This window comes from Microbacterium murale, from assembly GCF_014635185.1.
Classification (GTDB): Bacteria; Actinomycetota; Actinomycetes; order Actinomycetales; family Microbacteriaceae; genus Microbacterium; species Microbacterium murale.
Window position 1 is genome coordinate 144,151 of sequence record NZ_BMCM01000005.1, and the last position, 25,565, is coordinate 169,715.

Here is a 25,565-nt window from a genome sequence, read left to right on the forward strand (position 1 = left end):
CGAATCCGCTTAGTTGGCGTCCTGGTCGGTTCCGCCGCCGCCGATGACGTCGGCGGCCGATTCGCGGATGTGGTCGACGAAGCCGTACTCGAGGGCCTCGTCTGCGGTGAACCAGCGGTCGCGGTCACCGTCGGCGTTGATCTGCTCGACCGTCTTGCCGGTCTGACCCGCCGTGATCTCGGCGAGACGCTTCTTCATCGAAAGGATCAACTGCGCCTGCGTCTGGATGTCACTGGACGTTCCGCCGAAGCCGCCGTGCGGCTGGTGCAGCAGCACGCGCGCGTTCGGCGTGATGTAGCGCTTGCCCTTCGTGCCGGCGGTCAGCAGCAGCTGTCCCATGGATGCCGCCATGCCGATACCGACGGTCACGATGTCGTTCGGCACGAACTGCATCGTGTCGTAGATCGCCATGCCCGCGGTGATCGAGCCACCGGGTGAGTTGATGTAGAGGAAGATGTCCTTGTCCGAGTCTTCTGCTGCGAGAAGAAGGATCTTCGCGCAGATCTCGTTGGCGTTCTCGTCACGCACCTCGGATCCAAGCCAGATGATGCGATCCTTCAGCAGTCTGTCGAAGACGCTCGTCGCGACTAGGGGTTCAGCCATTTCAGCTCCAGTTTCCGTGTTCGGTTCTTCGAATCTACCGGCGACCACACGGCACGAAGGCCCTGTTCGCCGTCGGCATATCAGGCGTCGTGCTCACCGATCTCCCGCGCGTAGGCGGTCATCGAGCGGTGATAGCGCGGCAGGTGCGGCACGAGCGCGAGCAGCGCCACAGAAAGGGCTCTGTACGGTGCACCCGAGCTCGCGAGAGTCAGGGCATGGAACGCGGCGATGGCATCGCCGTGCGGCGAGCCCGCGGCATCCTGCTTTGCCTTCTCGAGCAGCGCAAGCGCCTGGGCGGTCTCGCCCACGTTCCGCAGCGAACTCGCGAGTTGGATGATCGCCTGCGGCTCGTGCTCAGCATCGAGGCCGAGATCCAGCGCTCTGCGGTAGAGCGCGATCGCCTCGAGTGGACGGCCTGCCGAGTCTCTTGCACCGGCGCGCTCGAACTCCGCTCTCGCGTCGTCAGCACCGCGCTCGGCCGCGATCGCATCGATGCGCGAGATCACCTCGTCATCGACGAGCTCGTTCGCCGCGTCCTCCCAGACCTCGGCGATGCGGTCTTCCCATGTCTTCATACCTGCTCCTCATACGCGAAAGGACGGATGCCGCAGCATCCGTCCTTTCGTCACGATCGGGGTGCGATCACTCGGCCTTGTCGGCAGCCTTCTTGGCCGGAGCCTTCTTGGCGGCCGGCTTCTTGGCGGCGGGCTTCTCAGCGTCGTCGTCCTTCTTGGCCGGGGCCTTCTTCGCAGGCGCCTTCTTCGCAGCGGGCTTCTCAGCACCCTCGGCGTCGTCGGCCTTCTTCGCGGCAGCCTTCTTCGCCGGGGCCTTCTTCGCCGGCTTCTCGTCGGCGACAGCTTCGGTCTCATCCTCGTCATCAACGGCGACGAAGCCCGACAGGTCAACGGTCTTGCCGTTGGAGTCGACGACCTTCACCTTGCCGAGCGCGACCGCGAGAGCCTTGTTGCGGGCGACCTCGCCGGCGAGCGCCGGGAGCTGGTTCGAGGACTGCAGCGCCTCGACGAACTCCTGGGGCGCCATGCCGTACTGGGCCGCGGACTGGATGATGTACTGGCTGAGCTCCTCCTGCGAGACCTGCACGTCGGCCTGCTCGGCGATCGTGTCGAGGAGAACCTGCGTGCGGAACTGCTTCTCGCTCGCCTCGGTGACCTCGGCGCGGTGCTCGTCGTCCTCGAGACGGTTCTCGGACTCGAGGTGGTTGTGCACCTCGTCCTCGATGAGCTTCGGCGGAACCGGGATGTCGATCTTCTCGAGCAGCGTCTCGATGAGCTGGTCGCGAGCAGCCGAGCCCTGACCGAAGACAGCCTGCTCGCTCACGCGCTCAGCGAGGCTCGCACGCAGCTCTGCGATCGTGTCGAACTCGCTCGCGATCTGAGCGAAGTCGTCGTCGGCCTCTGGGAGCTCGCGCTCCTTGACGGCCTTGACGGAGACGGAGACCTCGGCCTCGGAGCCGGCGTGGTCGCCGCCCACGAGCTTGGAGTTGAAAGTGGTGTCCTCGCCGGCGGTGAGGGACTCGATCGCGTCGTCGATGCCCTCGAGCAGCTCGCCGGAGCCGACCTCGTACGAGACGCCCTCGGCGCGGTCGATCTCGGCGCCGTCGATCGTGGCGACCAGATCGAGCTCGACGAAGTCGCCCTTCGCGGCCGGGCGGTCGACCGGGATGAGGGTGCCGAAGCGTGCGCGCAGGGTGTCGAGCTCGGCGTCGAGTGCTGCCTCGTCGGCCTCGACGGCGTCGACCGTCAACGTGATGTCGTCGAACGAGGGAACCTCGATCTCGGGACGGACGTCGACCTCGACCTCGACGATCAGATCGCCGGAGAAGTCCTTCTCGTTCGGCCACTGGGTGATGTCGGCCGAGGGCTTGCCCACGACGCGCAGGTTCTGCTCGTTGGCAGCTTCGCGGAAGAACTTGTCGAGGCCCTCGTTGACGGCGTGCTCGATGACAGCGCCGCGACCGATGCGCTGATCGATGATCGGAGCCGGGACCTTGCCCTTGCGGAAGCCGGGGATCTGGACGTCCTGAGCGATGTGCTCGTACGCGTGTGCAACGCTCGGCTTGAGGTCGTCCGGGGTGACCGTGATGGTGAGCTTGGCCCGGGTCGGGGTCAGCTTCTCAACGGTGCTGTTCGCCATGCTTGTGTGTTCTCCTTGTGATTTCCGCGTGATGATGCGGTCGTGAGGTATGGAGGGCCGTGGTCGGGGCGACAGGATTTGAACCTGCGACTTCCCGCTCCCAAAGCGGGCGCTCTACCAAGCTGAGCTACGCCCCGTGACCCCGCGCGCGGGAACGGCCTTGTCGAGTCTAACGGACAGGAGCTCTCTCATCGTCCGCTATGATTGTCAGGTCGGCATCCACGCCCCTCAAAGGGCCGGATTCCGGGGCTGTAGCTTAGTGGTAAAGCCTCTGTCTTCCAAACAGATGATGCGAGTTCGATTCTCGTCAGCCCCTCCACTTTCCTCAGGAGGATTCGTGACCGGACCGACTGTTCCTCCTCCGTCAGGCGGTCACGACCTCGGTGCGAGCTTCGGCGCACCGGTCGCCGCGGTGCAGCCATCCGCACCGAGATCGCACAGACGGCGCAACTCTCTGATCTGGGTCGCTATCGGCATCGTGGCGATCGCGGGCGCGTGCACTGCTGTGCAGATCGGTGCGAACCTCGGCTACGACGACGCCCTCATCGGCTTCGAAGACGCGATCGATGACGCTGAGGACAGCGCCCTGCTTCTTGACGATGAACTGGCTGCGCTCGGAGGCACTCTCGCCGTGGCATCCGGCATCGCGGACCATGACGCCGGAGTTCTCATGGATGCCGCCTCGAAGGAGGCGTTGATCGCAACAGTCGGCGAAGCGGAGACGGTCGTCTCGGACGGCACGGCGGTCCGTGAGCAGCAGTTCCCGGCGGCGGACGAGAAACCGACCTGGGCGTGGGAACTGTTCGGCGAGACGACGCAGTTGAACGCCGACCGCGATGCGGCCGACGACCTCTTCGATGAATTCGACACCGCCGGCCGGTCGGCTGAAGATGCGGCACGCACCCTCGAAGAGGCAGGGGTCACCGCGATCACGTCGGCCGCGGATGCTGCCGCGGGATTCGAGGCCGCACACGTGTCGGCGCGAAACCTCGATGTCATCGCGCTGCGGTCGGCGGCGGAGCGGCTGCAGCAGACAGAGGGATCCCTCGATGAGACCGCCGCGGCGGCGTACACCGATCTCGAGGCGGCGGCATCGCAGATGCTGGTGTCTGAGCAGGCAGAGCTCGCAGAGAAGAGCGGACCGCTCTACGACGCACGCCTGGAGATCGAGGCCTTCGCACGTTCCCTCGCCCCCGGCGTGCTGCTCGACTTCGACTGGTCCGAGTTCGTGAACGGTTACGGCTACGCCGACAGCATGGGCGGCTACGCCACCTGGTGGTATGCCGACCCGGGCTACGCGACGATCGAACTGTCGAACTCGGTCGCCGCGTACTGGCCTGGTGCGCGCAGCGAAGCGCTCGTCGCTCACGAGGTCGGCCACGCCATCAGCGTCAAGTGCGACGGCATGTACGACGACTCCGATCAGAGCAACATCGAGGCGTGGGCGACGGCCTGGGCCATCAGCATGGGCTTCACCGACGCCGCCAACGGCACCTCGGCCTACGGCCCTCCGCCGCAGTCGCTGATCGACGCCGCGGCCGGGTGCCGCTGAACGGATCAGCCCCAACGACGAAACCGCCGCGACTGATGAGTCGCAGCGGTTTCGGCAGAATTCAGATGGAGCGGATCACGCCTGCCCGCGACGCTCGCGCAGCTGCGTGAGGGCGTCATCGAGAAGCTGCGACGCCTCGTCATCCGTGCGACGTTCCTTCACGTAGGCGAGGTGCGTCTTGTACGGCTCGTTCTTCGCCAGCGACGGCGGGTTCGCCTTGTCGCGACCGGCAGGAAGCCCGGACTGCGGGTGATCGATCGTCTCCGGGATCTCCTCTTCGGGGAGCCCTGCGGCGAAGTAGCGGACAGTCTCGTTGCCGAGCGCATCCCAGTACGACACGGCGGTACGGTCGGCGTGGTAGCCGTGGTCCTGCTCCCCCATCGGGCCGGAGCCCACACGGGTTCCGCGGATCGCGTTTCCTCCACTGGCCATGGTCAGATCACCTCGAGCTTCGTGATGAGTCCGAGCGCGACGATGGAGATGAACCACACGAGCGCAAGGACGATGGTGAAACGGTTGAGGTTTCGCTCCGCGAGACCGGACGAGCCGACCGCAGAGGTCATCCCACCGCCGAACATGTCGGACAGACCGCCACCGCGGCCCTTGTGGAGAAGGATGAGGAGTGTCAGCAGGACGCTGGTGATGCCCAGCAGGACCTGAAGGACGAACTCAAGAATTGCCACGAAGAAGAGCCTTTCGAAGGGGCTGTTGTGTGCCCGTAAGGGTCAAGTATACGCAGTGACGGGGCCGCAGCCCCGTCACCGTTTACACTCCGACGTGCTTTTCGAACCGGATGATCGCGGCGAAGTCGTCGACGACGAGGCTCGCGCCGCCGACCAGCGCGCCGTCCACGTCGGGCTCACGCATGAAGCTGGCGATGTTCGCCGCCTTCACCGATCCGCCGTAGAGGATGCGGGTGCGCGCAGCGGCATCCTCATCGAGCGACTTCGCGAGAACTGCGCGGAGGGCAGCACAGACATCCTGCGCCTGCTGCGGAGTCGCGGCCTGGCCTGATCCGATCGCCCACACGGGCTCATAGGCGACGACGATGTCAGCGGAAGCCGGAACACCCTTCAACGCCGCCTCCAGCTGGCCCGCGGGCACAGCGCTCGCGCCGAACTTCTCCAGATCCTCCGCAGTCTCGCCCACGCAGATCACCGGCACGAGGCCGTGCTTGAGCGCCGCCTGCACCTTGCCTGCCACGACGTCGTCCGACTCGGCGTGGTACTCGCGACGCTCGGAGTGGCCGATGATGACGTATTTGGCGTCGAGCTTCGCGAGGAATGCGCCCGAGACCTCACCGGTGTATGCACCGGAATCGTGCGCCGAGACATCCTGCGCACCGAGCGCGAACGGGATCTTGTCCGCGTCGATCAGCGTCTGCACGCTGCGGATGTCGGTGAACGGCGGGAAGACCGCCACCTCGACAGAGCCGTCCTCGTGCTTGGCGTCCTTGAGCGCCCAGTGCAGCTTCTGCACGAACGCGACCGCCTGCAGGTGGTCGAGATTCATCTTCCAGTTGCCCGCGATCAGCGGGGTACGGGTCGCTATGCCCATCCGAGCACCTCCAGGCCTGGTAGCTTCTTGCCCTCGAGGAACTCGAGGCTTGCGCCTCCGCCCGTCGAGATGTGACCGAACTGGTCGTCAGCGAAGCCGAGCTGGCGCACGGCGGCCGCTGAGTCACCGCCGCCGACGACTCCGAGGCCGTCGACCTCGGTGAGCGCCTGTGCGACGGCCTTGGTTCCTGCGGCGAACGCCGGGAACTCGAACACACCCATCGGGCCGTTCCAGAACACGGTCTTCGAGTCGCGGATCGCGTCGGCGAACGCCTTGGCGGTCTCCGGCCCGATGTCGAGTCCGATGCCGGATGCTCCGAACGCGGTCTGCTCGATGGCATCCGCCGCCGTCACCTCCTGCGCAGCATCCGCCGAGAAGGACTCAGCCACGACGACGTCGGCGGGCAGCACGATCTCGACGCCGCGCTCGGCGGCCTCGGCGATGTAGCCGCGCACTGTGTCGAGCTGGTCCTCTTCGAGGAGGCTAGCGCCCACAGCATGCCCCTGCGCCTTCAGGAATGTGAACAGCATCCCTCCGCCGACGAGGATACGATCCACGCGCGGCAGCAGGTGCGAGATCACACCGAGCTTGTCACTCACCTTCGAACCACCGAGGACGACCGTGTACGGACGCTCGGGGTTCTCGGTGAGACGGTCGAGCACATCCAACTCGGTCGCGATGAGCAAGCCGGCCGCGGACGGCAGCAGCTCGGCGAGCTCGTACACGCTCGCCTGCTTGCGGTGCACGACACCGAAGCCGTCGGAGACCAGAGCATCACCCAGTTCCGCGAGTTCCGATGCGAACGACTTGCGCACCGCGTCATCCTTCGCGGTCTCCCCCGCGTTGAAACGCAGGTTCTCGAGCACGACGACGCCGCCGTCCTCAAGGGAGGCCACAGCCTCCATCGCCGACTCGCCGACGGTGTCGCGCGCGAACGCGACCGGCTTGCCGAGCAGCTCGGACAGTCGCTGTGCGACCGGCCCGAGACTGTACTGCGGGTCTGGCGCCCCGTCAGGGCGACCGAGGTGCGAGCACACGATCACGCGTGCACCGGCGTTGATGAGGGCGTTCAGAGTCGGCAGCGAAGCGCGCACACGCCCATCGTCCGTTATGACGCCGTCCTTCAGGGGGACGTTCAGGTCACAACGGACGATGACGCGCTTGCCTTCGAGCGAACCCAGCGAATCCAGGGTGCGCAGAGTCATGACGAGCTCAGATGCGTTCTGCGACGTACTCGGTGAGGTCGACGAGACGGTTCGAGTAGCCCCACTCGTTGTCGTACCAGCTGGAGACCTTCACCAGGTTGCCGCTGACGTTGGTCAGAGTGGAGTCGAAGACCGATGAGTGCGCGTTGTGCTGGATGTCGCTGGAGACGATCGGATCCGCGTTGAACTGCAGATAGCCGACGAGGCTTCCCTCGGCTGCCGCCTTGCGGTAGGCCTCGTTGATCTCATCGACAGTGATGTCGGTGCGCTCGGTGACGAGCGTCAGGTCGACGATGGAGCCGGTCGGAACCGGAACGCGGTAGGAGGAGCCGCTCAGCTTGCCTTCCAGCTCCGGGAGGACCAGGCCGATGGCCTTCGCCGCACCGGTGGACGCGGGGACGATGTTGATCGCCGCAGCGCGAGCGCGGTGCAGGTCGCTGTGCGGGCCGTCCTGAAGGTTCTGGTCGGCGGTGTACGCATGCGCGGTCATCATGAAGCCGCGCTCGATGCCGAAGGCGTCATTGAACACCTTGGCGAGCGGGGCGAGCGCGTTCGTCGTGCAGGAAGCGTTGGAGATGATGTGGTGGTTGGCCGCGTCGTATGTCTCCTCGTTCACGCCCATGACGAACGTGCCGTCAGCACCGGTGGCCGGAGCCGAGATGAGAACCTTCTTGGCACCTGCATCGATGTGCTTCTTGGCGAGCTCGGCCTTGGTGAAGAATCCGGTGGACTCGATGACGATATCGACGCCCAACTCGCCCCACGGAAGGTTGGCGGGGTCGCGCTCGGCGAAAGCCTTGATCTGCTTGCCGTTGACCGTGATGCTGTCGTCGTCGAAGCTGATGTCGGCATCCAGAACGCCGCCCACAGAGTCGTACTTCAGCAGGTGCGCAAGCGACTTGTTGTCGGTGAGGTCGTTGACCGCGACGATCTCGAGGTCTGCTCCCTGCGCGAGTGCTGCGCGGAAGTAGTTGCGTCCGATACGGCCGAAGCCGTTGATGCCGATCTTTACAGACACTCAGGTCTCCTGTGTTTCTCGTGCGCTCTTGCGCGTTATCAATAGAGAATTCGTGGACGACGGCGTCCCGACGGGTTGTTGTCCGTCGGGACGCCCGTCTTGATTACGACAGTACCAGCAGGCCGTTCGTCTGCTTGCGGGCGACGTCGAGACGCTGTGCCACGTTCTGCCAGTCGGCGATGTTCCACACTGCCTTGACGTAGTCGGCCTTGACGTTGAGGTAGTCGAGGTAGAAGGCGTGCTCCCACATGTCGAGCTGGAAGATCGGGATCGTGCCCTGTGCGGTGTTGGACTGCTGGTCGAACAGCTGCTGGATGATCAGGCGCTGGCCGATCGAGTCCCAGCTCAGCACTGCCCATCCGGATCCCTGGATACCGGTGGCCGCCGCGGTGAAGTGCGCCTGGAACTTCTCGAACGAGCCGAAGTACTCGTCGATGGCAGCCTGCAACTCGCCCTCGGGCTGACCGCCGCCGTTCGGCGAGAGGTTGGTCCAGAAGATCGAGTGGTTGACGTGGCCGCCGAGGTTGAACGCGAGGTCCTTCTCGAGCTTGTTCACGTTCGCGAGGTTGCCACTGTCGCGGGCCTCGGCGAGACCCTCGAGCGCGGCGTTCGCGCCGGTGACATATGCCTGGTGATGCTTGTCATGGTGCAGTTCCATGATCTTTCCGCTGATGTGCGGCTCGAGCGCTGCGAAGTCGTAGGGAAGGTCGGGGAGCGTGTAGATCGCCATGTCGATATCATCCAATCCGCGCCGCGCCGCGGCGCTTGTCGGTCCCTCGCACCACCCGTATGCGGTGCGGAGCAGACTTTTTCATCCTACTGACGTCAACGGTGCAGCGGTGCGGATCCTTCCTCGGATGACGAGAAAAGACGCCGTCGTCAGACGTCGAGGCCTGCGGGCACGGCATCCTCGGTGCTGGGAATGCCGTCCTGCTGCGCGCGCTTGTCCGCCATCGCCAGAAGACGACGGATGCGTCCTGCGACAGCATCCTTCGTGAGAGGCGGATCGGCATGGTGACCGAGCTCGTCGAGGCTCGCGTCGCGGTGCGCGAGACGCAGCTCGCCCGCGACGCGCAGGTGGTCGGGCACATCCTCGGCGAGGATCTCGAGCGCACGCTCGACCCTGGCGCACGCGGCGACGGCCGCCTGCGCTGACCGACGCAGATTCGCGTCGTCGAAGTTCACGAGTCGGTTGACGCCGGCGCGCACCTCGCGGCGCTGGCGCATCTCCTCCCAGGCGGCTGCGGTCTTCTGAGCACCCATCTGACTGAGGATCGATCGGATCGCCTCGCCCTCGCGCACGACGACGCGCGGCAGACCACGCACCTCCCGCGCCTTGGCCGCGACGCCGAGCCGGTGCGCTGCGCCGACCAGGGCCATCGCGGCCTCGGAGGTCGGGCAGGAGACCTCGAGCATCGCCGAGCGGCCAGGCTCCGAGAGCGAACCGGCGGCGAGGAACGCACCGCGCCAGAGGCCGGCGATCTCTTCGCGGGATCCGGTCGTCAGCCGGTTGGGGAGCCCGCGCACGGGTCGACGGCGCTGATCGAGCAGTCCGGTCTGGCGTGCGAGCGTCTCGCCTGCGGCGATCACGCGCACGGCGTAGCGCGCCCCATCGTGCGAGCTCGCGGACTGCACCTGGGCGATCTCCGGGCGAACCCCGTAGATCTCGGCGAGATCGCGGGCGACGCGACGAGCCAGGAGATCAGCGTCGACCTCAGCCTCGACAGCGACACGACCGGCGATCGAGTGGAGCCCACCGGCGAACCGGAGGATTGCGGTGACTTCCGCTACGCGCACCGTCGGGGGTGCGTTGCGGATGCTGACGAGCTCAGCCTTGACGTCGGTGGTTAGTGCCACGGGACTCCTTGTAAAGCGTCATGCGCCGGATCGCGACGCAAAGGAACAGTTTACCGGGCGCCGCGCCGTTCTATTCGCGGCCGAGGTCTCGGTGACGGACATTGATCGCGACACCGGGAATCGAGGCGAGGCGCTTCGCGAGTTCCTCCGCCGTCGCCACGGAGCGATGCTTGCCCCCGGTGCAGCCGACCGCGACGGTCGAATGCCCCTTGTTCTCGCGCTGATAGCCCTCCAGCACCGGAACCAGCGCCGCGGCGTATGCATCCAGGAACTCCGTGGCGCCTTCACGGGAGAGCACGTAGTCGCGCACCGGCGCATCCTGGCCGGTGAGACCACGCAGGTCGTCGTTCCAGAACGGGTTCGGCAGGAAGCGCATGTCGGCGACGAGGTCGACATCCGTCGGCAGACCGTACTTGAACCCGAAGCTCAGGATCGTCAGGCGGTGCCGCGCCGCTCCCTCATCGGAGAAGGCTTCGAACACCTGCGTCGCCAGTTGGTGGATGTTCAGTTCCGACGTGTCGATGACGATGTCGGCCGCCTCGCGCACCAGCGTCAGACGCGATCGCTCCAGCCGGATGCCGTCGAGCAGCGTGCCGTCCTCCTGCAGGGGGTGCGGTCGCCTCACCGACTCGAACCGTCGCACGAGCACGTCATCTGATGCGTCGAGGAACACGACGCGAACACTGCCGCGAGAGCGGAGCGCGCGCGCCACCTCGGGGAAGTCATTGAACAGGTTGCGACCCCGCACATCGACGACCGCCGCGACCTTGGGCAGGGCTCCCCCGCCGAGATCAGTGAGATCGAGCAGCGGGCGCAGCATCTGCGGCGGGAGGTTGTCGACGACATACCAGCCGAGGTCCTCAAGGGCATTCGCCACGGTGGAGCGCCCTGCACCGGACATGCCGGTGACGATGAGGAACTCGTTCTTCTCCTCGGCAGTCATCGACGGTTCCTCTCGCTGTGAAGATCAGCTTTCGCTGTGAAGACCAGCCTATCGAGTCGCGAGGTGCGTGTGGATGCTCTGGGCGAGGGCCGGACCGATGCCTTGCACCTGCAGGATCTCCTCAAAGCTCGCTTCGCGCAGCGCCGTCACCGATCCGAAGTGCTTCAGCAGGACTTTGATGCGCGACGCACCGAGCCCCGGCACCTCTTCCAGCACCGTCGTGATGCCGCGCTTGCGACGCTTGCGCTGATGAATGATCGCGAATCGGTGCGCCTCGTCGCGCAGGCGCTGCAAAAGGTAGAGCGCCTCGCTGGTGCGGGGCAGGATGACCGGGAAGTCCTCGCCAGGCAGCCACACCTCTTCCAGCCGCTTGGCGATACCGCACAGACCGATCTCGGTGTGCCCGGCATCGCGAAGGGCACGCGCCGCCGCCTCGACCTGAGGCTTGCCGCCATCGACCAGCAGCAGCTGAGGCGGATACGAGAAGCGCGGTTTCTTGCGGGCGGGGGCCACGACCTCCTCGCTGTCGGAGAGCGAGTCAGGGAGAAGGTCCACAACCGGGTCCTCTTCCGGCCGGTCAAGGTAGGCCAGGCGCCGCATGAGTACCTGGTACATCGAATCCGTGTCGTCGGTGGTCTCAGCGATGTTGAAGGAGCGGTATTGGTCCTTGCGCGGCAGCCCGTCTTCGAACACGACCATGGAGGCGACGACATTCGTGCCGCCGAGATGCGAGATGTCGAAGCACTCGATGCGCAGCGGTGCCGTCTCGAGGCCGAGTGCATCCTGCAGATCGGTGAGGGCCTGCGTGCGGGCGACGTAGTCGCTCGTGCGACGCGTCTTGTGACGGATGAGGGCCTGCGTCGCATTGAGGGTCGCGTTTCGCATGAGCTCAGCGCGCTGACCACGCTGGGCGACGGCGATCTCGACCTTGCGTCCACGCCTCTCACGCAGCCACAACTCGAGCTCCGCGGCGTCGTCGGGCAGCGAGGGCACCAGGATGCGGCGGGGCACATCCACGCCGTCACCATAGGTGCGCTGCAGCACCTGCTCGACGAGGTCGGCTCCGGAGATGTCGATCTCCTTCTCGATCGTCGTGGCGCGCACGCCGCGCACGCGGCCTCCGCGGATCACGAAATGCTGCACAGTCGCCGCCAGCTCGTCTTCGGCGATGCCGAACAGGTCGGCATCCTCGTCGGATGGAAGCACCAGCGAGCTCTTGCCCAGCACGGCCTCGATCGATGCGAGCTGGTCACGGTATTTCGCGGCCGCCTCGTAGTCCATAGCGGCGGATGCTGACAGCATCCGCTTCGTGAGCTCCTTCGTGAAGCGCTCGTCGCCGCCGGCCATGAACGCGATGAAATCGTCGACCATCGCGCGATGCTCTTCGATCGTCACCTTCATCGAGCACGGCCCGCCGCACTTGCCGATCTGGCCGGGGAAGCACGGCCGCCCCGTCGCCATCGCACGCTTGTAGCTCGCATCGCTGCAGGTGCGGATCGGGAAGGCCTTGATCATCAGATCGATGGTCTCGTGCACCGCCCACACCTTCGGATACGGGCCGAAGTACCGCGCTCGGGGGATCTTGTGATTCCGAGTGACGATCACGCGCGGCGCCTCATCACCCAGCGTCACAGCCATGAACGGGTACGACTTGTCGTCCTTGTAGCGCACGTTGAACGGCGGATCGTATTCCTTGATCCACATGTACTCCAGCTGCAGCGAATCGACGTCGGTCGGGACGACGGTCCACTCCACGGACGACGCGGTCGTGACCATCCGCCTGGTGCGCTCGTGAAGGGTGCGCAGCGGCGCGAAGTAGTTCGAGAGCCGCTGGCGCAGGTTCTTCGCCTTGCCGACGTACAGCACGCGCCCCTCGGCATCCCGGAAGCGATACACACCGGGATCTGTCGGGATCTCGCCCTGCGAGGGCTTGTACGGAAGGACGTCGGCCATCAACTGGCCTTCCGCGCCCCGCGTCCTGCGCCGAGGATCTCACCGAGGAACATGCCGGTGTGGCTCTCCTCCACGCGCGCGATCTGCTCGGGCGTGCCGGTTGCGAGGATCTCCCCGCCGCCGGAGCCGCCCTCAGGTCCGAGGTCGATCACCCAGTCCGCCGACTTGATGACGTCGAGGTTGTGCTCGATCACGATCACGGTGTTGCCCTTGTCGACGAGACCGTTGAGCACTTCCAGAAGCTTGCGAACATCTTCGAAGTGCAGACCAGTGGTCGGCTCGTCGAGCACGTAGATGCTGCGACCGTTGCTGCGGCGCTGGAGTTCTGTCGCGAGCTTGACGCGCTGCGCCTCGCCACCGGAGAGCGTCGTGGCAGACTGGCCGAGTCGCACGTAGCCGAGGCCGACATCGACCAGCGTCTTCATGTACCGGTGGATCGCCTGGATCGGCTCGAAGAACTCGGCGGCCTCGACGATCGGCATCTCGAGCACCTCGGCGATGTTCTTGCCCTTGTAGTGCACCGCGAGCGTGTCGCGGTTGTACCGCTTGCCGTGGCAGACCTCGCAGTCGACGTACACGTCGGGCAGGAAGTTCATCTCGATCTTGATCGTGCCGTCGCCGGAGCATGCGTCGCAACGGCCGCCCTTGACGTTGAAGCTGAATCGGCCGGGCTGGTAACCGCGCACCTTCGCCTCAGGGGTCTCACTGAACAGCGTGCGGATGCGGTCGAACACGCCGGTATAGGTCGCCGGGTTCGAGCGTGGAGTGCGGCCGATCGGCGCCTGGTCGACGTGCACCACCTTGTCGAGGTTGTCGAGCCCGGTGACGCGGGTGTGCTTTCCCGCGAGTGTGCGTGCGCCGTTGAGCTTGGATGCGAGCACCCGGTAGAGGATGTCGTTGACCAGCGACGACTTGCCAGAGCCGCTCACGCCGGTGACGGCGGTGAGCACGCCGAGCGGGAACTCCGCCGTGACGTTGCGCAGGTTGTTCGCCTTCGCGCCGACCACGCTCAACATCCGCTTCTTGTCGATCTTGCGGCGCTTCTTCGGCATCGGGATCTCACGGCGGCCCGTGAGATAGTCGGCGGTCATCGACTCGGTCTCCGTGAGCAGCGCCGAGTACGGGCCGGAGTGCACGACGGAACCACCGTTGACACCGGCACCTGGTCCGATGTCGACGACCCAGTCGGCGGCCTCGATCGTCTCCTCATCGTGCTCGACGACGATCAACGTGTTACCGAGGTCGCGCAACGTCTGCAGCGTCTCGATGAGGCGCCGGTTGTCGCGCTGGTGCAGACCGATCGACGGCTCGTCGAGCACGTAGAGCACGCCGGTGAGCCCCGATCCGATCTGAGTCGCGAGCCGAATACGCTGCGCCTCACCGCCGGAGAGCGAGCCGGCCGAGCGGCTGAGGTTCAGGTAGTTCAAACCCACCTGCAGCAGGAAGTCGAGTCGCAGGCGGATCTCACGCAGCACCTGCGCCGCGATCTTCGCCTCGCGCTCGGTGAGCGTCAGCGTCTCCATGAAGCCACGGGCGTCGGCGAGACTCAGGTGGGAGACCTCGGCGATCGAGTGCCCGTGCACCTTGACCGCGAGCACCTCGGGCTTGAGGCGGTTGCCGTCGCACGTCGGGCACGGGATCTCACGCAGGTACTCGGCCCAGCGGGCGCGCTGATTGTCGCTCTCGGCCTGAGCGTACTGGCGCTCGATGTAGGGCACCACGCCCTCGAAGCCAGAGGCGTAGCGCATCTCACGGCCGTAGCGGTTCTTCCATTTGACCGTGACCTTGTAGTTGTCGCCGCGCAGGATGGCGTCCTGCACGTCGACGCGCAGGTCCTTCCACGGGGTGTCGAGGTCGAACTTGAGGTCGCGAGCGAGGCCCTCGAGCAGTCGCTCGTAGTACTGGAAGAGTCCCTTGCCCTGCGTGGTCCACGGGATGATGGCGCCCTCGCGGATCGAGAGCTCCTCGTCGTCGAGCATCAGGTCGACGTCGACCGACATGCGCGTGCCGAGGCCCGAGCACGTCGGGCATGCGCCGAACGGCGCGTTGAACGAGAACGTGCGGGGTTCGATCTCGGTCAGCGTGATCGCGTGCCCGTTGGGGCACGCCAGCCTCTCGGAGTACGACTGCCATGCGTCGTCGCCGTCTTCGTCCACGAAATTGACCTGCACGACGCCGCCGGCGAGGCCGAGGGCCGTCTCGACCGAGTCGGTGACACGACTGAGGATGTCGTCGGATGCGACGAGCCGGTCGACCACGACCGCGATGTCGTGCTTGTAGCTCTTCTTGAGCGTCGGCGGCTCTGCCAGCTGGATGAGGTCTCCGTCGACGATGGCGCGCGAGTACCCCTTGGCGCCGAGTTCGCGGAACAGATCGACGAATTCGCCCTTCTTCTGCGAGACGATCGGAGCAACGATCTGATACCGGGTGCGCTCCGGCAGCTCCATGAGCTGATCGGCGATCTGCTGCACGGTCTGCCGCTGGATCTTCTCACCGCACTCTGGGCAGTGCGGAATGCCGATGCGTGCCCACAGCAGACGCATGTAGTCGTAGATCTCGGTGATCGTGCCGACGGTCGAGCGCGGATTGCGGTTGGTCGACTTCTGGTCGATCGAGACCGCGGGGCTCAGTCCCTCGATGAAGTCGACGTCAGGACGATCCACCTGACCGAGGAACTGCCGCGCGTACGCACTCAGCGACTCGACGTAGCGACGCTGGCCTTCGGCGAAGATCGTGTCGAACGCGAGGCTCGACTTCCCCGACCCGGACAGGCCGGTGAACACGACCATCGAGTCGCGAGGGATGTCGATGTCGACGTTCTTGAGATTGTGTACGCGGGCACCGCGAACACTGAGTTTGCTGGGGGTGGCAACGGGGACAATGGGCACCGGACAAGTCTACGAGGGGCCACGGACATCGGCTCTGTATCGATGCTCAGGAACGGATTCCGCCGCGCCTCGCTCGAGTCCGCTCGGGCTCGGGTCGCATCTCACACGCGTTTCACCCGCATCAGGAACAGCACCGCGAGTGCGGCGAGCGCGACGGCGCCCGCGATCGCCGCGCCTTCGACGGTGATGCCGCCGGATGAGGTTCTGCCGGACAGGAAGATCAGCATCACGAGCAGGGTGAGCGGCTGCGCGACGAGCTGGACCAGCAGCAGACGTCGAAGCGTCGGCCGGAGAGCTGCGAGCACGACGCGGCCGCGCCACGGTATGACGAGCATGAGCGAGGAGACGACGTGGATGATGTGCACGACGAGCACGGCGACCAGCGCACGCCAGATGCTCGGTTCGTGCATCACCATCCCGACGGCCAGACATGCGATGGCCATCCATCCGCCGAACGTCTGCGGCAGGACGACTCCGAGCACGACTGCTGCGACGGCGGCGATCTGCCACCCGAGCACCGGGATCAGCAGCGCCGCGGCGACCGCGACGACCGCGACGAGTCCGAGTCGCAGGATCACCGCGGGAACGGCCGCACCGGTGCGGATCCAGTCGTTCCTCCGCAGGAGTGACTTCATCGTCTGGACCTCGCCGTCTCTCGCATGACGGCGGCGGCATCGTCCCGCCAGGCGACCGTGTCGACCCCCGCGCCGCGGAGGTCGTGCAGCACATCCTCCCGCTCGGCGAGCACTGTGCGCAGCGCCACCTGCTGCTCCGTGCTCAATCGCGTGCGATCGAGTTCGGGGAGGATGTCGACGGCGATCACGCGGTGTCCCGATGCCCGCCATGTCAGGGCGATGTCGGATGCTGCGCCGTCGAAGAACGTGGACAGTACGAAGATGACGGATCCGTGCGGGACCGGAGGCGTGCGTCGGAAGCGCACATCCTCACCAGCCTGTCCGGTGGCTGCGATCGCGGCATCGATCCGCGCGAGATGGCGGGCTCCTGCCCCGCTGCGGATGGAGCGTCCGCCGTGCACGAGGACATGCAGCGCGATCCGGTCACCGGCGTCGACCGCGGCCGCCGCGATCGAACGGGCAGCCTGACGGGCGAGATCGAGTGAGGTCACACCGCTGCGCTCCAGATCACCGCTCCCCCACGTCGCCACGACGGCTCCGAGCTCGTCCGCGGTGTCCATGGCGACGACCACGGAGGCGTCGCTCAAGGTGTTCGTGCGCCGCACGAGCAGGTCACCAGGGCGACGCGCCATGCGTGCGGTGGCCCGCCAGTCCACGCGCCGCAGCTCGTCGCCTGGGACGAACTGGTGGATGTCGCGGAAGTCGCCGCCCTGCCCCTGTCGTCGCCCCTCGTGATTGCCGTGCAAGCCGGCGAGACGTGGTGACAGCGGCAGCTGGGGCAGAGGCTGGCCGATCGCGGCGATGTTACGCACCACCTGGACCGGAGGTGCGGCCCTGCCGAGGAGGGTCGCGTCAGCGGAGACTCCCCGGGCGGACGCCTTCACCGCAGTCACCGGACCGGAATGCAGCGTGCGGCTGATCGATACGATCTCAGCGCCGTTCACCGGAACGAGCAGCCGGCGCGTCCGCCGCCCGGACTGCACGATCACGAGTTCCGCCGCCTCGGCATCGCCGGTGACCGCGACCGTCGTGTGGACGGTACCCTCCTCTGCAGCAGGGACCGGTGTCAGTTCGATGGCCACCGCGTCGTCGTTCGGGCGGCGAAACATCGTCGCGGCGGTGAGTATCGCCAACGGAAGTCCCATCGCGACGATGTCCGGTCGCGAGCCGATCAGACCGAGGGCCGCGAGCGCGACAGCACCGACGAAGCCGAGGACCAGGCCAGGACCCGCACGACGCCCCGCTGGGTCGACCGTCACGCCGCGGCACCCACCGTTGGCGGCACCGGCACCTGACTGACGACGCCGGAGACCACCAGCGCGGAGTCGACGCCCTGCGCCCACGCCTGCGGCGTCAAGGTCAGGCGGTGCGCGAGCACGGGCACCGCGATCCGCTTGATGTCGTCGGGGCGTACGAACTCCCGACCATCGAGCGCGGCCAGGGCGCGTCCGAGCAGCATGAGGGCGAGCGAACCGCGCGGGGAGGCTCCGACTGCGACGTGCTGGGCGTTGCGAGTCGCGCGCGTGATCTCGACGCAGTACCTGACGATGTCGGCATCGACGTGGATCGCCTCGACGGCCTGCTGCACCTCGACGAGACGCGCAGCATCCAGAACCGGGGCGACGTGTGTCGCCTCCTGCCTGCGCAGCACACGGTTGAGGAGGATCTGCGCCTCGCCCGCGGCCTCCGGATATCCCACCGAGAGTCGCACCATGAAGCGATCGAGTTGCGCCTCCGGCAGTGCGTAGGTGCCCTCGTACTCGATGGGATTGGAGGTGGCGATGACGTGGAAGGGTGCGGCGAGCGGGAAGCTGTTGCCCTCGACCGTGACCTGCCGCTCCGCCATCGCCTCGAGCATCGCCGACTGGGTCTTCGGAGTGGTGCGGTTGATCTCGTCGGCGAGGAGCAGCCCGGTGAAGATCGGGCCGGGACGGAACACGAATTCTCCCGAGTCGGGCGCGTACACATATGATCCGGTCACGTCTCCCGGCAGCATGTCCGGCGTGCACTGCAGGCGACGGAAGTCCAGCCCCAGGGCGGAAGCGAGGCTGCGCGCGGCGAGGGTCTTCCCGAGGCCAGGCACATCCTCGAAGAGCACGTGACCGCCGGCGAGGATCGTCGCGAGCGCGATCTCGACGGGATCGTCCATTCCCACCACGGCCGTGCGAACCGCGGCGAGGATCCGCGCTCCCGTCTCGGCTATCGAGGTCGCGTCTGTCTCCTGCGTGGTCATGGCTTCTCCTTGTTCGGCGAAGGGCTGGTCGGGTTCGGCGAAGGGCTGGTCGGGTTCGGCGAAGGGCTGGTCGGCGCAAGCCTGTCGATGGCGTCCAGGGCACGCTCGAGGTCGCTGCGTGTGGTGCCACGTCCCACCAGGCGCGCCCAGACGCCTGAGCCCGCGAGCGCATCGATCCGGCCCATGTCTGCGGGATCTGTCACGTCGAGTCCGTGGCGCTGCAGCCGGTGTGCGAGGATCGCACGCACCCGGCGCGTGATGAGCTCGCCCGCCATGCCCGTGCTCGGATTCAGCGACCACGCCATTCGGGAGATCTCCGTACCCCGACGATCCGATTCGGGTGCGATCTCCGGGGCGTCCGCACGGGGATCATCCGGCATGACCAGCTGGGTGCACAGCACCAGGATGCCGACGAGCACAGCCCATGCGATCGCGAAGGCGAGTTCGACGCCGAGCAGACTGAAGGCGAGCATCGCGCAAGCGGCGACGACGAGCGAGATGATGACGCGCGCGCGGGTCATCGCCATCCCTCCTCGATCTGCTGCAGCGCGGTCCGCGCGGACGTGCGATCGCTCTCCTCGGCGGTGTATCCGCCGAATCGCACGCGTTCGTAGAGGCGAAGCAGCTCCCCCGCAGCCTTCGATATCCCCGACCGCCGCGTGATGATGCGCAACGCGAACTCCGACGGCGTTTCACTCGCTCCGCGGATGATCCCGGCATCCGTCGCGCTCTCCTCGAGCCCGATCCACGCCGCGATGATCGCGTCGGTGGGGACGGGACGCTCATCGAGCGTGCGCAGCGCGCCTTGGATGCCGCGGTGAATCACCGGCGCCTCGACGTCCGGCTCGGCGTCGGCGACCTGCTCCTGCAGATCGAAGGTCGTCTCCGCCCCCTCCTGGGTGCGCAGCGGACGATCTCGCCATGCCCGCGCCAACGCCCGCAGGACGATCAGCAGGACGAGGATCACTGCGACGACGGCGAGTGCGAGGAACACGAAGCCGATGATCGCCCCGACGATGTCGGAGGCCGGATTCTCCGGGATCGGCGTCATGGTCGGCATCGAGGATTCCTGGACGACCGGCGGGGCCGTCACGCCGTCGCGCGGTTCAGACGGCGCGAGATCGATTGACGGAGTGCCCTGAACCGCCGTGGCGACCATGACGATGAGGAACAGTCCGACGACGACGACAGCTGCGAGTCTCCTCATCCGGCGCACCGAATCAGAATCGGCGCCGCGGAGTTCATGCCTTCACACTAGAGCGTGCTCACGCCCTCCATCGAAGTGCGACCCGCGAATGGGGACAACCCGTCGCGCAACGACGTCACCTGCGCGATGTCCATGTGCACGGCCGCCATCACCTGGCGCGGAACGTCGAGCGCCCGCTGCCGCAGTTCGAGACCGGCCTGCGTCAGCCGGATGTCGAGACGGCGCTCGTCTACGCTGCTGCGCTCTCGCGCGATCAGCCCTTCCTTCTCGAGGCGCTTGACCAACGGTGACGCGGTCGCCGGCTCCATTGCGAGGTCTGCGGCGAGATCGTTGAGCGCGCGAGGCGATCTCTCCCAGAGCGCGAGCATGACGAGATACTGCGGATGCGTGAGCCCGAGCGGCTCGAGGATCGGGCGGTAGATCGCCACGACGTTACGCGCCGCGGTCACCAGGGCGAAGCAGAGCTGATTCTCGAGCTTGAGGAGGTCGTCCGAATCGGTCACAGCTCCAACTATACATATGGACTAATCATTAGTACACTAAGGAACATGGCGAACAGTTCAGACCGAGTTCCGCTCCGCACCCGCATCCGCGAGGCCGGCGGGCTGTATCGCTGGTTCAACACGAACCTGATCCGACTCGCAGGTCCCGCCGCGGTCGGACCTTACGAAGCCACTCCTCCACCGACTGCCTCCCAGCGGGCCGAGCGGGCATGTCCGCTGTGCGGCCGACCGATGACCGAGCATGAGATCGACCGTTCCGGTCCGAAACCGCTCATGCACTGCCCCTGACAGGCGTCCCCTCTGCGCAGACGCGTCCGTGGGACGCTATGCGCCTGCGCTCTCCCGTGCAGCGTCGATCCATGACATCAGCGCGTCATCGTTCTCGATCGCGGTCGGGGCCACGTCCAACCAGCTCGGCCCCATCGTCTTCGCACCCATCACCGCAATCGAGACGCCCGGCTCGGTCAGCAGCGCAGCGCCCTTCTCTTCTGTGACACGCACGAGGAGCACACCCTCTTTGCGCGTGCCGACGAGGATACGGCCGTGCAGCAGGAACGCGCGCGTGCCGAACATCCGCTTCTCTTCGAGCCCGGGCTCAGACATCAGCAGTGCTCTGACCCGATCGGCGAGTTCAGTGGCGGCAGCATCCATGCTCGACGTCACCACCCCTACGCGTGCCCTGCGCGCTCCATGGCGCGCAGCTCCTTCTTGAGATCCTGCACCTCATCGCGAAGCCGACCGGCGAGCTCGAACTTCAGTTCTGCCGCCGCGGCGAGCATCTGATCGGACAGATCCTTGATCATGTCCTCCAACTGCTCGGCGCCCTCGGCCGCGATGCCCTCGCGGCGCAACTGCGGCGTCGGGCTCTTGCCGCGACCGGACTTCGTCCTGTTCTTGCTGCGCAGCATGTCTTCGGTGTCGGACGCCTCACGCGCGAGCACGTCGGTGATGTCGGCGATCCTCTTGCGCAGTGGTTGCGGGTCGATGCCGCGTTCCTTGTTGTACGCGACCTGCTTCTCACGACGACGATCGGTCTCATCGATCGCCTTCGCCATCGAGTCGGTCATCCTGTCGGCGTACATGTGCACCTGGCCGGAGACGTTTCGAGCGGCACGACCGATGGTCTGGATGAGGGACGTGCCCGAACGCAGGAAGCCCTCCTTGTCGGCATCCAGGATCGCGACCAGCGAAACCTCCGGAAGGTCGAGGCCCTCGCGCAGCAGGTTGATGCCGACCAGCACGTCGTAGACGCCGGAGCGCAGTTCGCTGAGCAGCTCGACCCTTCGAAGCGTGTCGACGTCGGAGTGCAGGTATCGCACCCGAACGCCGTGCTCCCCGAGGAAGTCGGTGAGCTCTTCTGCCATCTTCTTCGTCAGGGTCGTGACGAGCACGCGCTCATCGCGGCCGGCACGCACGCGGATCTCTTCCAGCAGGTCATCGATCTGGCCCTTGGACGGCTTGACGATGATCTCGGGGTCGACCAGTCCGGTCGGGCGGATGATCTGCTCGACCACGCCGTCGGCGATGCCCATCTCGTACTTGCCAGGGGTGGCCGAGAGATACACGGTCTGACCGATGCGGTTCTTGAACTCGTCGAATCGCAGCGGGCGGTTGTCCATCGCGCTGGGCAGGCGGAACCCATGATCGACCAGGGTGCGCTTGCGAGACGCATCGCCCTCGTACATGGCACCGATCTGCGGCACAGTGACGTGCGACTCGTCGATCACCATCAGGAAGTCGTCGGGGAAGAAGTCGAGCAGCGTGTGCGGCGGCTCGCCAGGAGCGCGGCCGTCCATATGGCGGGAGTAGTTCTCGATGCCGGAGCAGAACCCGAGCTGCTGCAGCATCTCGAGGTCGAACGTGGTGCGCATGCGCAGCCGCTGCGCCTCGAGCAGCTTGCCCTGGCGCTCGAACTCCTTCAGCCGCTCCTCGAGTTCGTGCTCGATCGTGCCGATCGCGCGCTGGACGACATCGGTGCCCGCGACATAGTGCGATGCGGGGAAGATCGGCACCGCGTCGAGCTTCTCGATGACGTCGCCGGTGAGCGGATGCAGCGTGTAGAGCGCTTCGATCTCATCGCCGAACAACTCGATGCGGATCGCGTGCTCCTCGTAGACCGGGATGATCTCGATGGTGTCGCCTCGGACGCGGAAGTTGCCGCGGGAGAAGTCGACGTCGTTGCGGTTGTACTGCATGGCGATGAACTGGCGGATCAGCGCATCGCGGTCGTAACGCTCCCCCACCTGCAGCGCGACCATCGCGCGCAGATACTCCTCCGGCGCGCCGAGGCCGTAGATGCACGAAACGGTCGACACCACGATCACGTCGCGTCGCGACAGCAGCGAATTGGTCGTGGAGTGGCGCAGCCGTTCGACCTCGGCGTTGACCGAGGAGTCCTTCTCGATGAAGGTGTCGGTCTGCGGCACGTAGGCCTCTGGCTGGTAGTAGTCGTAGTACGAGACGAAGTACTCCACCGCGTTGTTCGGCATGAGCTCTCTGAACTCGTTCGCCAGCTGCGCGGCGAGGGTCTTGTTGTGAGCGAGCACCAGCGTCGGCCGCTGCACCTGCTCGACCAACCAGGCCGTCGTCGCCGACTTTCCGGTACCCGTCGCGCCGAGCAGCACGACGTCGGTCTCGCCGGCGTTGATGCGCGACGCGAGCGCGGCGATCGCCTGCGGCTGGTCACCAGCCGGCTCGTACTCGCTGATCACCTCGAAGGGACGGACGCTGCGCGTGGGTTGCATCCCTCAAGCGTATGCGGAGCCTCAGACATCGGGGTCGCCGGCCGCACACGCAGAGCGGTGACGTCGAAGGCACAACCTATAGTGGGGCCGTGATCGAGTTCCTGATCGGCTCCAGCCTCGCGGCATCGGCCGGGCTCAACGCCTGGATGCCGCTCTTCCTGCTTGGCCTCGCCGACCGCTTCCTCCCTGCGGTGAATCTTCCCTCCGGCTGGTCGTGGATCTCCAGCGACATCGCCCTGTGGATCCTCGGCGTCCTGCTGGTCCTCGAGATCGTCGCAGACAAGATCCCCGCACTCGATTCGATCAACGACGTCGTCCAGAGCGTGCTGCGCCCGGCATCAGGCGGCATCGTGTTCGGTGCGGGAGCGAGCTCCGAGACGGTCGCCGTCGACGACCCGTCGTCGTTCTTCTCGGAGAACACGTGGGTGCCGATCGTCACGGGCATCGTGATCGCCCTGATCGTGCACGTCGTCAAGGCCACCACGCGCCTGACGGCGAACACAGTCACCGGCGGCCTGGCCGCTCCGGTGCTGAGCACAGCCGAGGACGGAGCGTCGTTCCTGCTCGCCGCGCTCGCGATCATCGTTCCCGTGCTCGCCGCCCTGTTGTTGATCGGCCTCATCGTCGCGGTCGTGCTGTACTTCCGACGGCGTCGTCGCAGGCGGGAAGCGGTCAGCGGCGATGTGGCGAACGGGTCGGATGCAGCGCCACCGCCGCGATGACTGCGGCGACCACCCCCATGAAGATCACGGCACCGAGGAACCACCCCCAGCCGGCGCTGCCGAAGACGACGCCCAGCGCCCATCCGAACAGGCTCGAACCGGCGTAGTACGCGAAATAGTACAGCGACGGCGCCTGCGCACGACTGTCCGCATCGGCGAGGACGGGCGCCCAACTCGATGCGATCGCGTGCGCTCCGAAGAAGCCGCCTGTGAAGACGACGAGACCGATGAGGATGACGATCGGCGACGGCACGTACATCAGGGCAGCCCCGACGACGAAGAGCCCGATCGCGCCGAGCAACACGATGCGACGTCCATGCCTCACAGCCAGAGACCCCGCCCACGGCGATGACACCGTTCCGGCCAGATATGCGAGGAACAGTAGCGTCACCAACCAGACCGGCAGCAGGAACGGCGGCGCGATGAGATGGAAGCCGAGGTAGTTGTATACCGCGACGAACGCGCCCATGAGCAGGAAGCCCTGCGCGTACAGCGCAAGCAGACGCGGTGAACGCAGGGCGCGGATGAGTCGTGCGAGCTTGCCCGGTCCCGCATCCGCTCGCATCCGCCCTGGCACGAATCTCCGCGCGCGAGGTACGAGCCAGAGGAAGAGCACGGCAGCGGCCGTGCACAGCAGCGTGACGCTCCAGACTCCGATGCGCCAGTCGAACGCCTCCCCGATCGGGCCGGCGACCAGGCGCCCCGTGAGACCGCCGACGGTCGTCCCTGCCGTGTAACTGCCGGCAGCGGCTGCGACGTGCCGCGCGTGCACCTCCTCACTGAGGTACGCGAGCGCCACGGCAGGTACAGCCCCGAGAGCGAGTCCCTCACCGAGACGCAGCACAAGCAGCACGGCGATCTCTGTACTCAGCGGCGCCGCGAGCCCGAAGGCGGTAGCAGCGATGATGCCGATCGCCATCGCGGGGATCCTTCCGATCCGATCGGCGACCAGAGACCATGGGATCACGGCGACCGCGATCCCGAGTGTCGCGGCGGAGACCGTCAACGCAGCCGTCGACGCCGGCACCTCGAGGTCCACCGCGACCTGCGGCAGCACCGCCTGCAGGGAGTACAGCTGCGCGAACGTCGCGACGCCGGCGAAGAAGAGTCCTGCGATCAGCCGTCGATACGACCGGGTCCGGGGAATGTGACCCGCGAAGAAGTCGTCCGCGCTCACTCTTCCGTCAGACGCCGCCACAGCGCGTCCACCTGCTGCTCGGTCTGCTCCAGCGACCCGCCGGTGTCGATCACGACATCGGCGATCGCGAGCCGCTTCTCATCCGAAACCTGGGCGTCGATCCGGTTCTGCGCCTCCTGCGGCTGCATTCCGCGCAGCTCGATCAGGCGGCGCAGCCGCTCCTCTGCCGGTGCATGCGCGACGAGGATGGTGTCCCAGGGATCGTCGACGCGGGCCTCGACGAGCAGCGGCACGTCGTACACGACCACGGCGTGCGGGTCGTCCGCGAATGCCGCTTCGAACCGGCGCTGCGACTCCCGTCGCACGGCAGGGTGCACGATGCCGTTCAGCCGCGCAAGCGCGTCAGGGTCCGAGAACACCCGGGCGCCGAGAGCCGCACGGTCCAGCGCACCGGCCTGGTCGATCAACTCGTCCCCGAACGCCGCGGCGATCTCACTGAGCACCGGCGTCCCCGGCGCCTGCACATCGCGCACGATCTGATCCGCGTCCACGACCACTGCCCCGTGCGCTCCGAGTCGACGGGCGATCGTGGACTTTCCCGAGGCGATTCCCCCGGTCAGCGCGATGAGAGGCATGCCGCCAGTCTATGGTTC

At 66.4% G+C, this 25,565-nt stretch carries 26 protein-coding genes and 2 tRNA genes; 4 read left to right on the forward strand and 24 right to left on the reverse strand.

The features are described from left to right. Window positions 1-9 precede the first annotated feature (9 nt). The 4 genes from IEV67_RS15030 to IEV67_RS15045 form a co-directional block, all read right to left on the reverse strand. Window positions 10-603: an ATP-dependent Clp protease proteolytic subunit gene (locus IEV67_RS15030; RefSeq protein ID WP_188437386.1), complete on the reverse strand. Its 594-nt coding sequence runs from the start codon at window positions 601-603 to the stop codon at window positions 10-12. Window positions 604-683: 80 nt separating this feature from the next. Beyond that, on the reverse strand, window positions 684-1,178 hold the full coding sequence (locus IEV67_RS15035; protein WP_188437387.1) for a tetratricopeptide repeat protein: 495 nt from the start codon (window positions 1,176-1,178) through the stop codon (window positions 684-686). Window positions 1,179-1,245: 67 nt separating this feature from the next. Next, window positions 1,246-2,757: a trigger factor gene (gene tig / locus IEV67_RS15040; protein WP_188437388.1), complete on the reverse strand. Its 1,512-nt coding sequence runs from the start codon at window positions 2,755-2,757 to the stop codon at window positions 1,246-1,248. 60 nt (window positions 2,758-2,817) lie between these two features. Continuing rightward, window positions 2,818-2,894, reverse strand: a tRNA-Pro gene (locus IEV67_RS15045). Between the two features lie 108 nt (window positions 2,895-3,002). Here IEV67_RS15045 and IEV67_RS15050 point away from each other — a divergent pair. Both IEV67_RS15050 and IEV67_RS15055 read left to right on the forward strand, forming a co-directional pair. Then, a tRNA-Gly gene (locus tag IEV67_RS15050) sits at window positions 3,003-3,076 on the forward strand. 18 nt (window positions 3,077-3,094) lie between these two features. Then, window positions 3,095-4,309, forward strand: coding sequence for a hypothetical protein (locus IEV67_RS15055; protein WP_188437389.1), 1,215 nt, complete (start codon window positions 3,095-3,097; stop codon window positions 4,307-4,309). 75 nt (window positions 4,310-4,384) lie between these two features. Here IEV67_RS15055 and IEV67_RS15060 read toward each other — a convergent pair whose 3' ends face one another. The 16 genes from IEV67_RS15060 to IEV67_RS15135 all read right to left on the reverse strand — a co-directional run bounded on the left by IEV67_RS15060 (window position 4,385) and on the right by IEV67_RS15135 (window position 20,308). Next, window positions 4,385-4,741: an RNA polymerase-binding protein RbpA gene (locus tag IEV67_RS15060; RefSeq protein ID WP_188437390.1), complete on the reverse strand. Its 357-nt coding sequence runs from the start codon at window positions 4,739-4,741 to the stop codon at window positions 4,385-4,387. 2 nt (window positions 4,742-4,743) lie between these two features. After that, window positions 4,744-4,992, reverse strand: a complete 249-nt coding sequence (gene secG, locus IEV67_RS15065) for a preprotein translocase subunit SecG (RefSeq protein WP_033107536.1) — start codon at window positions 4,990-4,992, stop codon at window positions 4,744-4,746. 82 nt (window positions 4,993-5,074) lie between these two features. After that, window positions 5,075-5,866, reverse strand: coding sequence for a triose-phosphate isomerase (gene tpiA / locus IEV67_RS15070; protein WP_188437391.1), 792 nt, complete (start codon window positions 5,864-5,866; stop codon window positions 5,075-5,077). Next, a complete protein-coding gene (locus tag IEV67_RS15075; protein WP_188437392.1) occupies window positions 5,857-7,071 on the reverse strand; it encodes a phosphoglycerate kinase in 1,215 nt (404 codons plus the stop codon). Before IEV67_RS15075 ends, tpiA begins: the two co-directional genes overlap by 10 nt. Before the next feature lie 7 nt (window positions 7,072-7,078). After that, window positions 7,079-8,089, reverse strand: a complete 1,011-nt coding sequence (gene gap, locus IEV67_RS15080) for a type I glyceraldehyde-3-phosphate dehydrogenase (RefSeq protein WP_188437393.1) — start codon at window positions 8,087-8,089, stop codon at window positions 7,079-7,081. A 103-nt stretch (window positions 8,090-8,192) separates the two neighbouring features. After that, window positions 8,193-8,819, reverse strand: coding sequence for a superoxide dismutase (locus tag IEV67_RS15085; RefSeq protein WP_188437394.1), 627 nt, complete (start codon window positions 8,817-8,819; stop codon window positions 8,193-8,195). A gap of 149 nt (window positions 8,820-8,968) precedes the next feature. Beyond that, window positions 8,969-9,946, reverse strand: coding sequence for a DNA-binding protein WhiA (gene whiA, locus IEV67_RS15090; protein ID WP_188437395.1), 978 nt, complete (start codon window positions 9,944-9,946; stop codon window positions 8,969-8,971). 70 nt (window positions 9,947-10,016) lie between these two features. Then, a complete protein-coding gene (rapZ, locus tag IEV67_RS15095) occupies window positions 10,017-10,889 on the reverse strand; it encodes an RNase adapter RapZ (protein WP_188437396.1) in 873 nt (290 codons plus the stop codon). A gap of 48 nt (window positions 10,890-10,937) precedes the next feature. Then, the gene (gene uvrC, locus IEV67_RS15100; RefSeq protein WP_188437397.1) at window positions 10,938-12,842 is read right to left on the reverse strand and encodes an excinuclease ABC subunit UvrC; all 1,905 of its coding nucleotides are present in this window, start codon (window positions 12,840-12,842) and stop codon (window positions 10,938-10,940) included. Beyond that, window positions 12,842-15,730 (reverse strand): excinuclease ABC subunit UvrA, encoded by a 2,889-nt coding sequence (uvrA, locus tag IEV67_RS15105; protein ID WP_188437398.1) that lies wholly within the window; start codon window positions 15,728-15,730, stop codon window positions 12,842-12,844. The genes uvrC and uvrA overlap by 1 nt, the downstream gene beginning before the upstream one ends. 101 nt (window positions 15,731-15,831) lie before the next feature. After that, window positions 15,832-16,365: a hypothetical protein gene (locus IEV67_RS15110; RefSeq protein ID WP_188437399.1), complete on the reverse strand. Its 534-nt coding sequence runs from the start codon at window positions 16,363-16,365 to the stop codon at window positions 15,832-15,834. Further along, window positions 16,362-17,624, reverse strand: coding sequence for a DUF58 domain-containing protein (locus tag IEV67_RS15115; RefSeq protein WP_188437400.1), 1,263 nt, complete (start codon window positions 17,622-17,624; stop codon window positions 16,362-16,364). The genes IEV67_RS15110 and IEV67_RS15115 overlap by 4 nt, the downstream gene beginning before the upstream one ends. Then, complete coding sequence (locus IEV67_RS15120) at window positions 17,621-18,598, reverse strand: AAA family ATPase (RefSeq protein WP_188437401.1); 978 nt, start codon at window positions 18,596-18,598, stop codon at window positions 17,621-17,623. Before IEV67_RS15120 ends, IEV67_RS15115 begins: the two co-directional genes overlap by 4 nt. Then, window positions 18,595-19,119: a hypothetical protein gene (locus IEV67_RS15125; RefSeq protein WP_188437402.1), complete on the reverse strand. Its 525-nt coding sequence runs from the start codon at window positions 19,117-19,119 to the stop codon at window positions 18,595-18,597. The genes IEV67_RS15120 and IEV67_RS15125 overlap by 4 nt, the downstream gene beginning before the upstream one ends. Next, window positions 19,116-19,805 carry a DUF4129 domain-containing protein gene (locus tag IEV67_RS15130; protein ID WP_188437403.1) on the reverse strand — a complete coding sequence of 230 codons (690 nt, stop codon included), beginning with the start codon at window positions 19,803-19,805 and terminating at the stop codon, window positions 19,116-19,118. The genes IEV67_RS15125 and IEV67_RS15130 overlap by 4 nt, the downstream gene beginning before the upstream one ends. A gap of 47 nt (window positions 19,806-19,852) precedes the next feature. After that, a complete protein-coding gene (locus tag IEV67_RS15135; RefSeq protein ID WP_188437404.1) occupies window positions 19,853-20,308 on the reverse strand; it encodes a MarR family winged helix-turn-helix transcriptional regulator in 456 nt (151 codons plus the stop codon). A 45-nt stretch (window positions 20,309-20,353) separates the two neighbouring features. Between IEV67_RS15135 and IEV67_RS15140 the strand changes: the two genes are divergently transcribed. Continuing rightward, the gene (locus tag IEV67_RS15140) at window positions 20,354-20,596 is read left to right on the forward strand and encodes a hypothetical protein (RefSeq protein ID WP_188437405.1); all 243 of its coding nucleotides are present in this window, start codon (window positions 20,354-20,356) and stop codon (window positions 20,594-20,596) included. A gap of 36 nt (window positions 20,597-20,632) precedes the next feature. Here IEV67_RS15140 and IEV67_RS15145 read toward each other — a convergent pair whose 3' ends face one another. Together IEV67_RS15145 and uvrB are read right to left on the reverse strand one after the other, a co-directional pair. Continuing rightward, on the reverse strand, window positions 20,633-20,971 hold the full coding sequence (locus IEV67_RS15145; RefSeq protein WP_229703175.1) for a TfoX/Sxy family protein: 339 nt from the start codon (window positions 20,969-20,971) through the stop codon (window positions 20,633-20,635). A gap of 5 nt (window positions 20,972-20,976) precedes the next feature. Next, window positions 20,977-23,052: an excinuclease ABC subunit UvrB gene (uvrB, locus tag IEV67_RS15150; RefSeq protein WP_188437406.1), complete on the reverse strand. Its 2,076-nt coding sequence runs from the start codon at window positions 23,050-23,052 to the stop codon at window positions 20,977-20,979. A gap of 89 nt (window positions 23,053-23,141) precedes the next feature. Between uvrB and IEV67_RS15155 the strand changes: the two genes are divergently transcribed. Continuing rightward, on the forward strand, window positions 23,142-23,774 hold the full coding sequence (locus IEV67_RS15155; protein WP_188437407.1) for a DUF4126 domain-containing protein: 633 nt from the start codon (window positions 23,142-23,144) through the stop codon (window positions 23,772-23,774). Here the strand turns inward: IEV67_RS15155 and IEV67_RS15160 are convergent. Next, window positions 23,725-24,951 carry an MFS transporter gene (locus tag IEV67_RS15160; RefSeq protein WP_188437408.1) on the reverse strand — a complete coding sequence of 409 codons (1,227 nt, stop codon included), beginning with the start codon at window positions 24,949-24,951 and terminating at the stop codon, window positions 23,725-23,727. The two genes, IEV67_RS15155 and IEV67_RS15160, sit on opposite strands and share 50 nt — an antisense overlap. Continuing rightward, window positions 24,948-25,547, reverse strand: coding sequence for a dephospho-CoA kinase (gene coaE, locus IEV67_RS15165; protein ID WP_188437409.1), 600 nt, complete (start codon window positions 25,545-25,547; stop codon window positions 24,948-24,950). Before coaE ends, IEV67_RS15160 begins: the two co-directional genes overlap by 4 nt. Window positions 25,548-25,565: the final 18 nt, after the last annotated feature.

Excerpts from the sequence above, each read along its gene's own strand:
- uvrC (WP_188437397.1), bottom strand. The coding sequence starts at position 12,842 with ATGGCCGACGTCCTTCCGTACAAGCCCTCGCAGGGCGAGATCCCGACA.
- IEV67_RS15030 (WP_188437386.1), bottom strand. The coding sequence starts at position 603 with ATGGCTGAACCCCTAGTCGCGACGAGCGTCTTCGACAGACTGCTGAAG.
- tig (WP_188437388.1), bottom strand. The coding sequence starts at position 2,757 with ATGGCGAACAGCACCGTTGAGAAGCTGACCCCGACCCGGGCCAAGCTC.
- IEV67_RS15035 (WP_188437387.1), bottom strand. The coding sequence starts at position 1,178 with ATGAAGACATGGGAAGACCGCATCGCCGAGGTCTGGGAGGACGCGGCG.
- rapZ (WP_188437396.1), bottom strand. The coding sequence starts at position 10,889 with ATGACTGCCGAGGAGAAGAACGAGTTCCTCATCGTCACCGGCATGTCC.
- IEV67_RS15075 (WP_188437392.1), bottom strand. The coding sequence starts at position 7,071 with ATGACTCTGCGCACCCTGGATTCGCTGGGTTCGCTCGAAGGCAAGCGC.
- coaE (WP_188437409.1), bottom strand. The coding sequence starts at position 25,547 with ATGCCTCTCATCGCGCTGACCGGGGGAATCGCCTCGGGAAAGTCCACG.
- IEV67_RS15140 (WP_188437405.1), top strand. The coding sequence starts at position 20,354 with ATGGCGAACAGTTCAGACCGAGTTCCGCTCCGCACCCGCATCCGCGAG.
- IEV67_RS15120 (WP_188437401.1), bottom strand. The coding sequence starts at position 18,598 with ATGACCACGCAGGAGACAGACGCGACCTCGATAGCCGAGACGGGAGCG.
- IEV67_RS15110 (WP_188437399.1), bottom strand. The coding sequence starts at position 16,365 with ATGAAGTCACTCCTGCGGAGGAACGACTGGATCCGCACCGGTGCGGCC.
- IEV67_RS15060 (WP_188437390.1), bottom strand. The coding sequence starts at position 4,741 with ATGGCCAGTGGAGGAAACGCGATCCGCGGAACCCGTGTGGGCTCCGGC.
- IEV67_RS15130 (WP_188437403.1), bottom strand. The coding sequence starts at position 19,805 with ATGAGGAGACTCGCAGCTGTCGTCGTCGTCGGACTGTTCCTCATCGTC.
- IEV67_RS15125 (WP_188437402.1), bottom strand. The coding sequence starts at position 19,119 with ATGACCCGCGCGCGCGTCATCATCTCGCTCGTCGTCGCCGCTTGCGCG.
- IEV67_RS15085 (WP_188437394.1), bottom strand. The coding sequence starts at position 8,819 with ATGGCGATCTACACGCTCCCCGACCTTCCCTACGACTTCGCAGCGCTC.
- uvrB (WP_188437406.1), bottom strand. The coding sequence starts at position 23,052 with ATGCAACCCACGCGCAGCGTCCGTCCCTTCGAGGTGATCAGCGAGTAC.
- tpiA (WP_188437391.1), bottom strand. The coding sequence starts at position 5,866 with ATGGGCATAGCGACCCGTACCCCGCTGATCGCGGGCAACTGGAAGATG.